This is a genomic window from Allobosea sp. 01N443 (assembly GCF_056399325.1).
Genome location: NZ_JBFTRC010000010.1, coordinates 106,107 through 120,139, shown reverse-complemented (window position 1 = coordinate 120,139; position 14,033 = coordinate 106,107). Strand labels below are relative to the sequence as shown.

The following is a 14,033-nucleotide window of genomic DNA, read 5'->3' as shown; positions in this document are numbered from 1 at the left end:
CGGTTCAGGCGGCGGCGCGGCGGGTGGGCGTGGCTGCGCGGGTGGCGCTGCGCTTGGCGCCGGAGGCGCGACCGGCCGCTGGATCGCAGGCGGCGCCCCGGGTGCTCCGGGAGCGGGCCGCGGGCGTTCGGCCCCAGGCGGGCGCGCCTCGCCGGGCGCGGCTGAGGCTCCCGGGGGGCGAGGCCGGCGCGGCTGTCCGGGCTCTTCGTCCGACGGCGCAGGAGCCTGCGCTAATCTCATCGGTGCCTGCGCCGGTTCGACCGCGAAGCCGCCATRCGACAGGGTCAGGCCGGGAAGGACAGTACCGATCAGAAGCCAGTTTTTCGTGCGCGTCATGAGTTCCGTTTCCGTTTCAGTGGCTCGGGCTATCAGCGCGCGTGCGCACTGAACCCGCCATGAACCGAAAACGGCCGAAATCGGGCAGGGTTCCTCCCCGCCCGACCCGAGCTGTGCGGGCTAAAGCCCGGCCTCGGCCTTTACATAGCGCGCGATCTCGGCGTGGCTGGCAAACCAGCAATCGCCCTTCGCCTTGGCATGCCGGATCAGCTCCTCGAGGATCCAGATGCGCGAGCGGTAGGTGATGACATGGGGATGCATGGTCAGCAGGAAGAGCCCGCCTTCCTCATGGGCGCGGTCGAATTCGCGGCGGAAGATGTCGAATACGGCTTCCGGCGCCGTGTAGGGCCGCAGCGCCTGGAAGCGGTTCATGTTGAAATAGACCGCATCGTCGCGGATCCATTCGACCGGAAGCTCGACCATGCCCGTCGGCTCGCCCTTCTCGATGATCTCGTAGGGGTCGTCATCGGCAAAGAGCGAGGAATCGTAGAGCAGGCCGAGTTCGCGCTCGATGCTCAGGGTCACTTCCGAAAAATCCCAGGACGGCGTGCGCATGCCGACCGGCCTGACGCCGGTGATCTTCTCCAGCGTATCGGCTGAGCGCAGATGCAGTTCGCGTTCGGCCGCGGGCGGCACGGCGGTGTTGACCTCATGGATCCAGCCATGCAGGCCGATCTCGTGGCCTTCCGCTATGACGCGGCGTTGCTCGTCGGGATAGAGCAGGGCGGTTACCGCCGGCACGAAGAAGGTCGCCTGGATCTGTTCCTTCGCCATCAGGCTGAGGATGCGCGGCATGCCGACGCGGTTGCCATACTGGCCCCAGGAGAGGCGGCCGACCGATTTGCCGCCATCGCGCAATTCGTTCGTCTCATGATCGACGTCGAAGGAGAGGGCGACGGCGCAGCGCGCGCCGTTCTTCCATTTCGTGGGCTTCAGGTTGCGGCCTGCGCGCACGCGCTCGACCTTGTCGCGCCAGACCTCCTCGGGCCATTGCCAGGGTTCGAGAGCAGGTTCGGTCATGGCGGATGTCCTTCAGGCTGGCGGGGCGGTCGGCAGGACCGGCACGGCGGCCAGGAGCCTGCGTGTGTAGTCGTGGCGCGGATTGTCGTAGATCTGGCCCGCTGGCCCCTCCTCGACGATCTTGCCGCGATACATGATCGCGACCCGGTCGCAGAGATGGCGCACTACCGAGAGGTCGTGCGAGATGAAGATCAGGGTCAGGTTCAACTCGGTCTGCAACCGCATCAGCAGGTTGATGATCTGTGCCTGGATCGAGACGTCGAGCGAGGCGACCGGCTCGTCGCAGACCACGACATCAGGCTGCATGGCGAGCGCACGCGCGATCGCGACGCGCTGGCGCTGGCCGCCGGAGAATTGATGCGGATAGCGGCTGGCGAAGGCGGGATCGAGCCCGACGGCGGCGAGCCATTGCCGGACATATTCGGCCGCCCCCGCCCTGGTGACGATGCCATGCGTGATCGGCCCCTCGGCAATACTGTCGCCGATGCTCATACGCGGATTCAGCGAGGCGAAGGGGTCCTGGAAGATGGTCTGGATCCGGGTGGTGTTCTTGTGCGGCCGCGCGCCGCCGCCCATCACCGGCTCGCCCTCCAGCCGCACCGTGCCGGAGTTCGGCGCATAGATGCCGGCCGCAATACGCCCGAGCGTCGATTTGCCCGAGCCCGATTCGCCGACGAGGCCGAGTGCCTCCCCCCGCGGGACGGTCAGGCTGACGGAATCGACGGCCTGGACCCCACGGCCCGGTTGCGACAGTCCAAGCTTCTGGCCGAGCAGGCGCAGGATGCCGGGCGGGGTCTGGAACAGCTTGCTGACGTCCTGAATGACGAAATAGGAGGCGTCCGCCTTCGATCCACGCGACGGTGAGGCACCGGAGGTGCGTGCCGGCGGCGATGCATCGGGGACACCGCCGCCCCGGGCGAGGAAAGTGCCCGGCTTGGCGCGGGACGGCAGCGAATCGAGTAGCGACTGGGTGTAGGGATGCTGCGGCCTGGTCAGCACGTCGAGCACAGGCCCGGTCTCGACGATCCTGCCGTAGCGCATCACGCAGACGCGGCTGGCGATCGAGGCGACCGTCGCCAGATCATGGCTGATCCAGATCAGTGCCGTGCCGAGCTCCGCCACCAGCTCCTTCATTTCGGCCAGGATCTCGGCCTGGATCGAGACATCGAGCGCCGTGGTCGGTTCGTCGCAGATGATCAGCTTTGGCCGGTGCAGCAGAGCGATGGCGATGGCGACGCGCTGGCGCATGCCGCCGGAGAACTGATGCGGGTAGAAATCGACCTTCGCCTCGGGCTCTGGAATCCGGACCTGGGCAAGCGCCGCGATGGCGCGCCTGCGCCCTTCTTCTGCCGAAACCTTCTCATGCGCCTCCAGCGCCAGCAGGATCTGGGCGCCGATCGTCAGGACCGGGTTCAGCGTCATCAGCGGGTCCTGGAAGACCATCGAGATGATCTTGCCGCGAATTGCGCGCAGGTCGCGGGACGGCAATCCGATCAATTCGCGCCCTTCGAGCCGGATCGAGCCGCTCTCGATTTTTCCTGGCGGGTCGATCAGGCCGATGATCGAGAAACCCGTGATGCTCTTGCCGGAGCCGGATTCGCCGACGAGGCCCATGACCTCGCCGCGCTTCAGTGAGAAGGAGACGCCGTCGACGGCTTTCACGACGCCGGCACGGGTGTGGAAATGCGTCGCGAGGTCACGGACCTCGAGCAGCGGCACTGCCTCGGCCGAGCCACTCATCGCCTGAGCCTCGGGTTGACCTGGTCGCGGATCTGGTCGCCGACGAGGTTGATTGCGACGATCAGGATGATCAGCGCGACGCCGGGATAGATCGAGATCCAGTAGCGGCCCGACATCATGTACTGGAAGCCGTTGGAGATCAGCATGCCGAGCGAGGGCTCTGTCACCGGCAGGCCGACACCGAGAAAGGAAAGCGTCGCTTCGAGCGCGATGGCGCTCGCCACCTGCACCGTCGCGACCACGATCAGGGGCGGCAGGCAGTTCGGCAGGATATGGCGCCAGACCACCCGGCGGGCCGGCAGCGGCGTCGAGAAGGCGGCCTCGACATAGTCCTTGCCGCGCTCGGCCGCGGCTGCGCCATGGGCCGTGCGGGCAAAATAGGCATATTGCGCGGCTGCCAGCGCCGCGATGAGCTGGAATTTGCCCTGGCCGAGCACGGCCGAAATCACCAGCGCGAGCAGGATCGCCGGGAAGGCAAGCTGGAGATCGATGATGCGCATGATGAACGCTTCCCAGCGGCCGCCGAGATAGGCGGCGGTGATGCCGAGCGTGACGCCGACCGTGAAGGCGAGCGAACCGGCGATCAACCCCATCTGCAGCGAGATGCGCAGGCCGTAGAGGATGGCCGAGAACAGGTCGCGGCCCTGCGCGTCGGTGCCGAGCAGATGGGTGAAGCCGCCGGAGCCGACATAGCCCGGCGGCCGGCGCGCATCTGACAGGGTGAGATTGGCGAGATCATAGGGATCCTRCGGCGCGATCCAGGGCGCAAGGAGCGCCACGCCGATCATCAGCACGACGACGACGAGGGCTGCGAGCGCCACCTTGCTCTCGCGGAACTCGTTCCAGAATCGGGCGAGGGGCGAAGCCTGCTTCATTACGCGCGCGCCTTTCTCAGGCGCGGATCGAGCGCGACATAGGTCAGATCGACCAGGAAATTGATGGTGATGAAGACGAAGGCGACGAGCATCAGATAGGCGACCATGACCGGCCGGTCGAGCGACGTGATGGAGTCGATGATCAGCTTGCCGATACCGGGCCAGGAAAAGATCGTCTCGGTGACGACCGCGAAGGCCAGCGTCGAGGCGAATTCGAGGCCGAAGACGGTGACGATCGGGATCGCGATCAGGCGCAGCACATGCCGGCGCAGGACGGTCCATTCCGAAAGTCCGGCGGCTCGGGCAAATTTCACCGTATCGGTCAGCATCACCTCGCGCGTCCCGGCCCGGGCCAGCCGCGTCATCAGGGCGAGCTTGAAGAAGGCGAGGTTAAGGGCCGGCAGCAGCAGATGGCTGAGCCCGTTCAACGTCAGAAAACTCCACTCGACGCCGAAAAGCGAAGCGGTCTCGCCGCGGCCACCGGCAGGCAGCCATTGCAGCTCGACTGCGAAGGTGATGATCAGAACCAGGCCGATCCAGAAGGTCGGTACGGAGAAGCCGAGGATCGAGATCGCCATGATGATCTTGGCGAGCAGGCTGTCGGGCTTGTAGCCGGCATAGATGCCGGCCGGCACGCCGATCAGGGCCGCTCCGAATACGGCAGCCAGCGTCAGCTCCAGCGTCGCGGGCAGGCGCGACAGGATAAGTTCCAGCACCGGCATGCCGAAGACGAAGGAACGGCCGAAATCGCCGTGGAGCACACGACCAAGGAAGGTGAAATACTGTTCCCAGAGCGGTCGATCGAGCCCGTAGCGGGCAATCGTCTCGAGTCTCATCTCCTGGCTGACATCGGGCCCGATCAACACGTCGATCGGGTTGCCGATGGCGTAGACGCCGACGAAAACCAGCGCCGACATGACGAGCATCACCAGCAGAGCCTGGACGATGCGCCCGAGGATGTGCCCTAGCATCTGACGAAGCGCCTGGCGCCTGCGGTCACGGCCAGTTCTCCGCGATCACCGCCCGCGTCTCCTCGACGCCTACCTGCCAGAGGCTGAGCATCTCGTTGTCGGAGCGCTGGTAGCGCCCGTGGAAATTTCCGTCGCCCAGGATCTCGCGCTTCTTCGCCGGGTTCGAGGCCTGGTAGAGCGCGCGATCGAAGGGCGGCTTCACTGCATCCGGCATGGCGACGCCGTCGAGCCGGGTCCAGGGGAAGTTCTCCATCCAGGAGGCATGCGAGGCAGCGGGATCGACCGCCTTCACCGCCGCCTGGAAGCGCGGCCCTGCCCACCAATCATGCAGCTTGACGCTGGCATCGGGGCGGCGGCCCATCCATTCCGTGCAGAAGGTCATCACGGGTGCATTGCCGCCATGGCCGTTGACCAGCACGATGCGGCGGAAGCCGGAGCGGTAGAAGCCCTCCAGCATATCCTCGATCAGCGCGACATAGGTGCTCATCCGCAGCGAGACGGTGCCGGGGAAGGCGACGAAGCCTGGCGTCATGCCATAGGCCAGCACCGGGAAGACGGGTACGTTCAGCGGCTCGGCCGCATCGCCTGCCACTTTCTCTGCCAGGATCGCGTCGGTGGCGAGGCTCAGATAGGCGTGCTGCTCGACACAGCCGAGCGGCAGCACACAGCGGTCATCCCGCTGGGCCTGCGCTTCGATCTGCATCCAATTCATCTCGGCGACACGCACGGCCCGTTCCTTGCTTTTCTCTGGCAGTGCGCCATCCTTGACTCCCAGTCAGAACGTCGTCAAGTTCCATTTGGAACTAAACGGGAGCTCATCATGCGCCGCGCCCCCACATCACTCTCGCGTCTCGACCATGAGCGCGAAGCGGCGTTGCGCGATCTCGACCCGCTCACCGTCACCAAGCTCTGGGACAATCCCTGCTGGCTGTCGTTCCGGTTGAACTTCGTCGCCTTCCGCTTCAACGATCCGGTCTATCGCTGGATAGAGACCCGCTACGGCCTGGTCCGCCCGGAATTCGTCGCGCTCTACGCGGTCGGCCTGAAGGAGGGTGTGGCTGCAAAGAACATCGTGGCCTCGTCCGGTTTGCCGAAGAACACGCTCAGCCGCGCCATCCAGAAGCTGCTGACCCGGCGCCTGCTCAAGCGCGAGACGGACCGGGACGACCTGCGCAGCTTCGTGCTGCGCCTGACGCCTGCAGGACGCGCCATTTTCGAGGAGACCATGCCGCTGATGGTGAAGCAGCAGAGCGCCATGCTCTCGGCCTTGACCGAGGCCGAGCAGCGCCAGCTTTGCGAATTGATGGACAAGCTCGTCATTGCCTCTCCGGTGTGGCCGGCGGATCTCGAGCCCCAGTCATAGACCGGGTCGGGCGAAGCGTTCTTCCAAAGAGTTGCGGGATGGTGGTGGGTCTTCACTGCCGTACCGCGCCAATTGAGAACAACAGTCGAGTCAGGATCGCCTAATCAAGTGACACCACGGCGCCTCGTTGCGTGGGCCGACTGCCACCGCCGAGGCCACATAATAAACCAGCGGGAGGGCCGACATGTCGGCCTTTACCGAAACAAAACAGGGGAATTCGTCATGAAGCTTGCCACCACCGTCCGCATCTTCGGACTCGCGGCCGCACTCAGCGCCTCCGTCTCCGGGGTCGCCCTAGCGCAGACGCTTACAATCGGCGTTCGCGCCGGCCCGGAATCGATCGATCCGCACTTCACCGCGACCGGCACCCATGCCGAAGCGCTGAAGCATGTCTTCGACACRCTGACCTGGTCGGGCGACAAGCTGCAGATCGAGCCGCGGCTTGCGACGAGCTGGAAGGCGATCGAGCCTTCGGTCTGGGAGTTCAAGCTGCGCCCGGGCGTCAAGTTCCATGACGGTTCCGACTTCACCGCCGAGGATGTGAAATTCTCGATCGAGCGCATCCCCGTGGTCGCCGGGCCGAACCCGACCACGATCTATGTGCGCCGCGTCAAGGAGGTGAAGATCATCGATCCGCTGACGGTCCATATCGTCACCGACGGGCCGGCCCCGAACTTGCCGAACGACTTCATCCGCCTCTTCATCGTCTCCCACAAGGCGGCGGCCGGACTGACCAAGGACAACGCCAACGAGGCCTTCAATACCGGCAAGGCAGCGGTCGGTACCGGCCCCTACAAGTTCGTGTCCTGGACGCCGAAGGACCAGCTCGTGCTGGAGCGCTTCGACGGCTATTGGGGCGAGAAGGAGCCTTGGGCCCGCGTGCTGCGCAAGGAGCTGCCGAACGACGCCGCCCGCGTCGCCCAGCTCAAGGCCGGGCAGGTCGATATCATCGTGCGGGCGCCGGCATCCGACGTGCCGACCCTGAAACGCGACTCCAAGCTCGCGGTCACGACGGTCGACACGGTCTATGTCTTCAACATGGAGCTCGACATGCGGGACAAGTCCCCGCAGGTCAGCGCCAAGGATGGCTCACCGCTGCCGAAGAACCCGCTCCAGGACGTCAAGGTGCGCGAGGCGATCGATCTCGCCATCGATCGCCCGGCCCTGGCGGAGATTGCGATGGAAGGTCTCGGCTCGCCGGTGAACCAGCTCGTGACGCCGGATATCGCGGGTTACAATAAGTCGCTGCCGGCGCTGAAGCCTGACCTCGCCAAGGCCAAGAAGCTGATGGAGGAGGCCGGTTACGCCAACGGCTTCAAGGTCGCCTTCTCGTTCACCAATGACCGCCTTCCCGGCGACCGTCAGGTCGGCACGTCCATCGCCCAGATGCTGGCGCGGATCGGCATCGACGTGAATGCCAATGCCCAGCCGGGCGCGGTCTTCTTCCCGGCCCGCCTGCGCGGTGATTTCTCGATGTCGATGTCCGGCTGGGGCACGCTGACCGGTGAGTCAAACTACACGCTTTCCTCGGTGGTGCACTCGAACGATCCGGCCAAGAAGCTCGGCGCCTTCAACGTGCTGGGCTACAAGAACGCCGCGCTCGACAAGCTGATCGAGGATGCGGCGGTGGAGATGGATGAGGCCAAGCGCAACAAGTTCCTCTCCGATGCCAACGCCATCGTCGCACAGGACCGGCCACGTCTGCCGATCGTCGCCGTCGGCTCGGCCTGGGCCATGCAGAAGGACAAGGTCGTGATCAAGCCGCGCGTGGATGAAGACACGCTCGCCATGGACATCAAGCCCGCCAAGAAATGAGGCTTCGGCCTCGCTCGCCCGGTTCCTGCAAATATGCAGGAACCGGTATAAAAACGCGCCGAACGAGTATCGGGCATGCGTGGAGAGACTAGCCGCAAGGCCAGTAGGTGGGGTATGTGCCCCGCCGCCTGCTCTCCCCTTTCCCGACTACACGGTTCGACCTCTCCCACTGCGGGAGAGAGGGAAACGCACCAGGATTACCCATGACAATCTCACCTATTGCCCTGGCCATTCATGGCGGTTGTGGCACCTTGCCCAAGGCCGAGATGACCGAAACGGAGTGGACCGAGGCCAAGGCGGATCTCGCCGCCTCGCTCCGCGCCGGCTGGGCCGTTCTCAGCAAGGGCGGCTCGGCCGTCGATGCGGTCGAGGCCGCGGTGCTGGTGATGGAGAATTCGCCGCATTTCAATGCCGGCCACGGGGCCGCGTTCAACGCGGATGGCGAGCATGAGCTCGACGCCTCCATCATGGATGGCGAGACGCTGGCCGCCGGCGCCCTTTGCGGCGTCAAGCGCATCCGGAACCCGATCGGCGCCGCCAAGGTGCTGATGCGCCGCGGCGATCCGCTTTTCCTGGCCGGCACGGCCGCGGACAGCTTCGCCGAGTCGGAGGGGCTCGACATGGTCGAAAACGAGTATTTCTCGACCGAGCGGCGCCGCAAGAATCTGTCCTCGATGAAGATCCGCGAGCTTGTCGGCACCATGTCCGAAGCAAGCGAGGCCGAGAAGCACGGCACGGTCGGTGCGGTCGCGCTGGATGCCCAGGGCCATCTCGCTGCTGCGACCTCCACGGGCGGCTACACCAACAAGCCGGCCGGCCGTGTCGGCGACTCGCCGATCATCGGTGCCGGTACCTATGCGCGCGACGGGCGTTGCGCGGTCTCGGGTACGGGCAAGGGCGAATATTTCATCCGCTACTGCGTCGGGCACGAGATCGCCTCGCTGATGGCCTATGCCGGCCTGAGCCTCGAGGAGGCGACCGCCCGGGCGATAGCCGAGCTCACCGAGCACAGGATCGGGGCTGGCCTGGTCGCGATTGGTGCCGATGGCAGCATCGTCGCGCCCTATAATTCCGCGGGCATGTATCGTGGCTGGGTGACGCCCGATGGCTTCATCCATGTCGCGACCCATCGCGATGTCGAAGTCGCCGGTCAGCTCGAGGCGGCTGCGTGAGCACGCCTGAGCCGATCGTCATCTGGGGTGCGGGCGCGATCGGCGGCACGCTTGGAGCCTATTGGGCGCGCGCGGGCATTCCTGTCCTGCTCGTCGATGTCGTCCCCGAACATGTCGAAGCCTGCCGGACGACGGGCCTCGCGATCAGCGGGCCGATCGAGGAATTTCGCCAGGTCGTGCCCGCGGTGACGCCGGCGGAGCTGACAGGAACCTACAAGCGCATCGTGCTCGCGGTGAAGGCGGGCGCCACGCAAACGGCACTCGACGCGCTCGCCCCGCATCTGGCCGAGGACGGTTTCGTGCTCTCTGCCCAGAACGGCCTCAACGAACTGGCCATTGCCAGGCACGTCGGCGAGGCCCGGACCATGGGCTGCTTCGTCAATTTCGGCGCGGACTGGCACGGGCCGGGCGAGATTCTCTACGGCAACCGCGGTGCTGTCGTCGTGGGCGAGATCGATGGCGCGATGACGCCGCGCGCCCTCGAAATGCACAAGCTGATGCTGCTCTTCGAGCCCGACTCGATTTTGACCAGCAATATCTGGGGTTATCTGTGGGGCAAGCTCGCCTACGGGGCGATGCTGTTTGCCACGGCGCTGACGGATGATTCGATGTCGGCGAATTTCGCCGATCCGAAGCGGCTCGCCGTCTGGCTCGAACTCGGGCGGGAGGTCGGTGCGGTCGCGGCGGCGCGTGGCGTCTCCTCGCTCGGCTTCGGCGAGTTCGATCCGATGGTCTTCGCGCCGGGCCGGCCGGAATATCCGCAGATCGCCGCGATCGCCTGGCTCGCCGACTACACCTCGAAGACGGCCAAGACGCATTCCGGGATCTGGCGCGACCTTGCCGTGCGCAAGCGCAAGACCGAGGTCGATCCCCAAATCGGCATCATCGCGCGCCTCGGGCGCGAGGCCGGCATTCCGACCCCGACGATCGAGACGCTGGTGAGACTGATCCACGAGGTCGAGGACGGCGAGCGCCCACTCTCGTTCGATACGCTGAAGGTGCTGATCGACCAATGCAACTCCGCTTCGACAATCGCGTAGCCCTCGTCACAGGCGCTGCCCAGGGCATCGGCCGAGCCATCGCAACCGCCCTGGCTCGGTCCGGGGCTAGGGTGCATCTCGCCGATATCGATGCCGAGGGGGTCGCGAAGACCGCAGCCGAGATCGGGGCCAGGTTTCATGCCGTCGATCTCGCGACGCCGGACGCAGCGCGCGATCTGCTTGGCACGATCTCGGCCGAAAACGACTCGCTCGACCTGCTCGTCCATGCGGCGGGCGGGGTGCGCGGCCAGGTCGGGCGGCCGATCRAGGAGATTCCCGAGGCGGACTGGCGCAGCATTTTCGCCGCCAATGTCGATGCCGCCTTCTTCCTGACGCAAGCCGCAGCACCGGTGATGAAGCAGGCCGGCTATGGCCGCATCGTCACCATCTCGTCCGGTGCGGGATTGCGCCCGAGCCTCACCGGCATCCAGGCCTATGCCAGTGCCAAGCACGCGCTGGTCGGGCTGACGAAGCAGCTCGCCTGGGAGCTCGGCCCGCATGGCATTACGGTGAACTCCGTCGCGCCCGGCTTCGTGCGCTCCAATCCGGCAACGGAACGGCAATGGCAAAGCTATGGCGAGGCCGGCCAGAAGAAACTGGTCGAGAGCATCCACACCCGACGCCTCGGTACGCCCGAGGACATCGCCAATGCCACGCTGTTTTTCTTGAGCGAACAGGCCGGCTGGATCAGCGGCCAGGTGCTTTCCGTCGACGGCGGACGCTCCTGAGCATTGGGGCGTTTTGCGGGCGCCGACGCGGTTTTTAACGGCATCATTGCCACATGCGTATTTTCGACCCTACAGTGGTTCCCGGGCTGGCATGAGCCAACCTGAATAGTGACTGAAGGGATAGCACGTGAGCACGGGTACCGTGAAATGGTTCAACGAGACCAAGGGCTATGGTTTCATCACCCCTGACGCGGGCGGAAGCGATATTTTCGTCCATATCAGCGCTGTCGAGCGCTCGGGCCTGCGCGGCCTGAACGAAGGCCAGAAGATCAGCTACGATCTCGAGGCCGATCGCAAGACCGGCAAGTCCTCGGCGGTGAACCTCAAGACGGCTTGATCTCCGCCTTCTGCGGGAGGGCGATCGGCGGCGTCACCTCCCGAGCCAATGCGAATCTCTATCTCTCTATCCGGACTGAAGACGATTCCCGGCATGCCCGTCGCCCCAAGGCGGCGGTAGAAAGGACCAGGGCCAGCCCGAAAAAGGCCGGCCCTCCCAATACGCATCTAGAGCTTGAACAGCTCCCGCCCCGTCTGATGGGCACGGATGTAATCCCAGTCATAGCTCACGCCGAGGCCTGGCCCCGTGGGCACGGGAAAACAGCCATCTTTGTCGACACCGTCGAGCTGGTCGCTGTACCCGCAGGTGTAGACCGGTGGCACGGCGTTGGGGCAATCCGGGCCGACCAGCGCAAGCTCATAGAAATTGGTGTTACGAGTCGCGGCCATGCAGTGGCGATGCGCAGGCCCGCAGGCATGGATCTCGACATCGACGCCAAAGGCCTCGGCGAGATGGGCGATCTTCATCGCGCCGGTGATGCCGAGATCGTATTCCGGATCGGAGCGCAGCATGTCGGTGCCGCCATTGATCAGGAAATCGGCCTTGGGCTCGAAGCCGCGCAGATACTCGGTCTGCAGGATCGGCGTTTTCAGCATCTCGCGCAGCTTCTTGTGGGCGAACGCGGAGACGCCACAGTCACGCATCGGGTCCTCGTACCAGAAATAGCCCCCCTCGTCGCAGGCCCGCCCGACATAGAGTGCGTCGGCGAAGGTTCTGAGCTCATTGGCCGGGTCGAGCATCAAAGTCATGCGATCACCGACCGTCCTGGCGACATGCAGGACGTTTGCCGCCTCCTCGCGCGCGTCGCCCTCATGCCAGCCATGGAGCTTGAAGGCGCGGTAGCCCAGTGCGTAACAGGCCTCGGCGAAGTCGGAGAAGGCCTCCTTGCTGTCGAGCCCGCCATTGCGGTCGCCGTGATAGGTCGAGGCATAGGTCTTGAGCCGCGTGCGGAAGCCGCCGAGCAATTGCGACACAGAAGCGCCGAAGCGCTTTCCCGCCAGGTCCCAGAGCGCGATGTCGATCGGTCCGATCCCCATCCCGTCATGCTGGCGGAGCTCCCGCTTCATGTCGTTCCAGATTTCCTCGCGGTGGTCCGGATTGCGGCCGAGCAGGTTGGGCGCAAGCGAGAGCGTCTGCGCCATCGTGGCCCGGGTTCCGCCCCAGTGCATGACATACTGTCCCTCGGCGCCGTCATCGCTGCGAATGACGATCGCAAACTTGGTCAGCTCGAGCTCTGAATTCGGCTTGTATCCGACATTGTAGACCGCCCGGGCATTCTCGGCCGAGCGGCCGAGATTTCTGCTCTTGAACGAGAATTCGACGACCTCAACCTCTGCAATCCTGGTCATGATGATCCTCTCAGAAACCGGCGATCCGGGGGAGCCAGAGGCTCAGGGCCGGCACATAGGTGATGATGGCGAGCGCCACGACGAGCGCGATCAGGAAGGGCCAGAGCTCCCGCAGCAGGGCCCCGAGCTTGACGCGCGTGATCGCCATGGCGACGAAACAGAGCACGCCCACGGGCGGTGTCACCTGGCCGATGACGAGGTTGACCAGCAGCACGATCCCGAAATGCACGAGGTCGATCTGCAACGCGGCCAGCAGCGGCAGCAGGATCGGCACCAGGATGATCATGATGGCGATCGTCTCCATGAACATGCCGGCAATCAGCAGGGCGATGTTCAGGATCAGCAGAACGACCAGCGGATCCGTCGAGATCGAGGTCATGAAGCTGGTGACCAGCTGCGGCGCCTGCTCGATGGCCAGAATCCAGCTGAAGGGCGAGGCCGCGGCGACGATGGCGATGACCACCGCCGTCTCGCGCGCCGTGCCGATCAGGATCGCCGGGAGGTCGGCAAGCTTGATCGAACGGTAGATGAACATGCCGACAACCAGGGAATAGGCGGCGGCGACGCCGGCGATCTCGGTTGCGGTGAATAACCCCGCCCGGAAGCCGACGATGATCAGCACCGGCATCAGCAGCGCCAGCGAAGCGTATTTGAACTCCTTCCAGAGATTCGGGAACGAGAACGAGCCGGCCGGCTTGAAATCGCGCCGCAGCGCCAGGATGGCGATGGTCGCCATGATGCAGCCGGCCATGACCAGGCCAGGAATGATGCCGGCGACGAAGAGGCTGCCGAGCGAGACATTGGCCTGCCAGGCATAGACCACCATCAGGATCGACGGCGGGATGATCGGGCCAAGCGTGCCGGCAACCGCTGACAGCGCCGCTCCAAACGCACGTGGATAACCCATGCGTTCGAGCTGCGGCACGAAGACCCGTGCGGCTGCGGCCGTATCGGCGACGGATGATCCGGAGATGCCGGAGAGAAAGACCTCGCCGACGACCAGCGTATGGGCCGGCCCGCCGCGGATATGGCCGACCAGTGCCTTGGTGAAGCTGAAGAGCCGCTCGGAGATGCCCGACGCGTTCATCAGGGAGCCGGCGAGCGTGAAGAGCGGGATCGCCAGCAGGGGGAAGGACTGCACGCCGGCCACGATGCGCTGGGCGGCGACGGTGAGCGGCACGCCTTCGATGAAGATCGTCAGCAGGGCCGAGCCCGCCATCGCGACCCAGATCGGCGTGCCGACTACGAGCAGGACCGCGAAGGTCAGGAGAAGGATGGAGACCATGC

General features: G+C 65.2%; 13 protein-coding genes. 6 read left to right on the top strand and 7 right to left on the bottom strand.

What is annotated here, in order from left to right; all coding sequences use genetic code 11:
• Positions 1 to 456: 456 nt before the first annotated feature.
• Genes AC1DRP_RS05195 through AC1DRP_RS05175 form a run of 5 tightly spaced genes read right to left on the bottom strand, consistent with a single transcriptional unit; the run spans position 457 to position 5,669 of the window.
• Positions 457 to 1,356 carry a polysaccharide deacetylase family protein gene (locus tag AC1DRP_RS05195; protein ID WP_441490486.1) on the bottom strand — a complete coding sequence of 300 codons (900 nt, stop codon included), beginning with the start codon at positions 1,354 to 1,356 and terminating at the stop codon, positions 457 to 459.
• 12 nt (positions 1,357 to 1,368) lie between these two features.
• Positions 1,369 to 3,096 carry a dipeptide ABC transporter ATP-binding protein gene (locus tag AC1DRP_RS05190; protein ID WP_476767953.1) on the bottom strand — a complete coding sequence of 576 codons (1,728 nt, stop codon included), beginning with the start codon at positions 3,094 to 3,096 and terminating at the stop codon, positions 1,369 to 1,371.
• The gene (locus tag AC1DRP_RS05185; protein WP_476767952.1) at positions 3,093 to 3,971 is read right to left on the bottom strand and encodes an ABC transporter permease; all 879 of its coding nucleotides are present in this window, start codon (positions 3,969 to 3,971) and stop codon (positions 3,093 to 3,095) included. The genes AC1DRP_RS05190 and AC1DRP_RS05185 overlap by 4 nt, the downstream gene beginning before the upstream one ends.
• Positions 3,971 to 4,942, bottom strand: a complete 972-nt coding sequence (locus AC1DRP_RS05180) for an ABC transporter permease (protein WP_069878004.1) — start codon at positions 4,940 to 4,942, stop codon at positions 3,971 to 3,973. The genes AC1DRP_RS05185 and AC1DRP_RS05180 overlap by 1 nt, the downstream gene beginning before the upstream one ends.
• A 25-nt stretch (positions 4,943 to 4,967) precedes the next feature.
• The gene (locus AC1DRP_RS05175) at positions 4,968 to 5,669 is read right to left on the bottom strand and encodes a creatininase family protein (protein ID WP_069878003.1); all 702 of its coding nucleotides are present in this window, start codon (positions 5,667 to 5,669) and stop codon (positions 4,968 to 4,970) included.
• A gap of 93 nt (positions 5,670 to 5,762) precedes the next feature.
• Between AC1DRP_RS05175 and AC1DRP_RS05170 the strand changes: the two genes are divergently transcribed.
• From AC1DRP_RS05170 to AC1DRP_RS05145, 6 genes are all read left to right on the top strand, one after another.
• Positions 5,763 to 6,305: a MarR family winged helix-turn-helix transcriptional regulator gene (locus tag AC1DRP_RS05170; protein WP_441490482.1), complete on the top strand. Its 543-nt coding sequence runs from the start codon at positions 5,763 to 5,765 to the stop codon at positions 6,303 to 6,305.
• 222 nt (positions 6,306 to 6,527) lie between these two features.
• Positions 6,528 to 8,120 carry an ABC transporter substrate-binding protein gene (locus tag AC1DRP_RS05165; RefSeq protein WP_476767951.1) on the top strand — a complete coding sequence of 531 codons (1,593 nt, stop codon included), beginning with the start codon at positions 6,528 to 6,530 and terminating at the stop codon, positions 8,118 to 8,120.
• Positions 8,121 to 8,329: 209 nt separating this feature from the next.
• Positions 8,330 to 9,292, top strand: coding sequence for an isoaspartyl peptidase/L-asparaginase family protein (locus AC1DRP_RS05160; RefSeq protein WP_441490507.1), 963 nt, complete (start codon positions 8,330 to 8,332; stop codon positions 9,290 to 9,292).
• A complete protein-coding gene (locus AC1DRP_RS05155) occupies positions 9,289 to 10,332 on the top strand; it encodes a ketopantoate reductase family protein (protein ID WP_476767950.1) in 1,044 nt (347 codons plus the stop codon). Before AC1DRP_RS05160 ends, AC1DRP_RS05155 begins: the two co-directional genes overlap by 4 nt.
• Entirely contained in the window at positions 10,305 to 11,060 is a 756-nt protein-coding gene (locus AC1DRP_RS05150; RefSeq protein WP_476767949.1) for an SDR family NAD(P)-dependent oxidoreductase, read from the top strand. Before AC1DRP_RS05155 ends, AC1DRP_RS05150 begins: the two co-directional genes overlap by 28 nt.
• Positions 11,061 to 11,187: 127 nt before the next feature.
• Positions 11,188 to 11,397 carry a cold-shock protein gene (locus AC1DRP_RS05145; RefSeq protein ID WP_043234173.1) on the top strand — a complete coding sequence of 70 codons (210 nt, stop codon included), beginning with the start codon at positions 11,188 to 11,190 and terminating at the stop codon, positions 11,395 to 11,397.
• 167 nt (positions 11,398 to 11,564) lie between these two features.
• Here the strand turns inward: AC1DRP_RS05145 and AC1DRP_RS05140 are convergent, their stop codons facing one another.
• Both AC1DRP_RS05140 and AC1DRP_RS05135 read right to left on the bottom strand, forming a co-directional pair.
• On the bottom strand, positions 11,565 to 12,746 hold the full coding sequence (locus tag AC1DRP_RS05140) for an enolase C-terminal domain-like protein (protein ID WP_476767948.1): 1,182 nt from the start codon (positions 12,744 to 12,746) through the stop codon (positions 11,565 to 11,567).
• A 10-nt stretch (positions 12,747 to 12,756) separates the two neighbouring features.
• On the bottom strand, positions 12,757 to 14,031 hold the full coding sequence (locus AC1DRP_RS05135) for a TRAP transporter large permease (RefSeq protein ID WP_441506336.1): 1,275 nt from the start codon (positions 14,029 to 14,031) through the stop codon (positions 12,757 to 12,759).
• Positions 14,032 to 14,033: the final 2 nt, after the last annotated feature.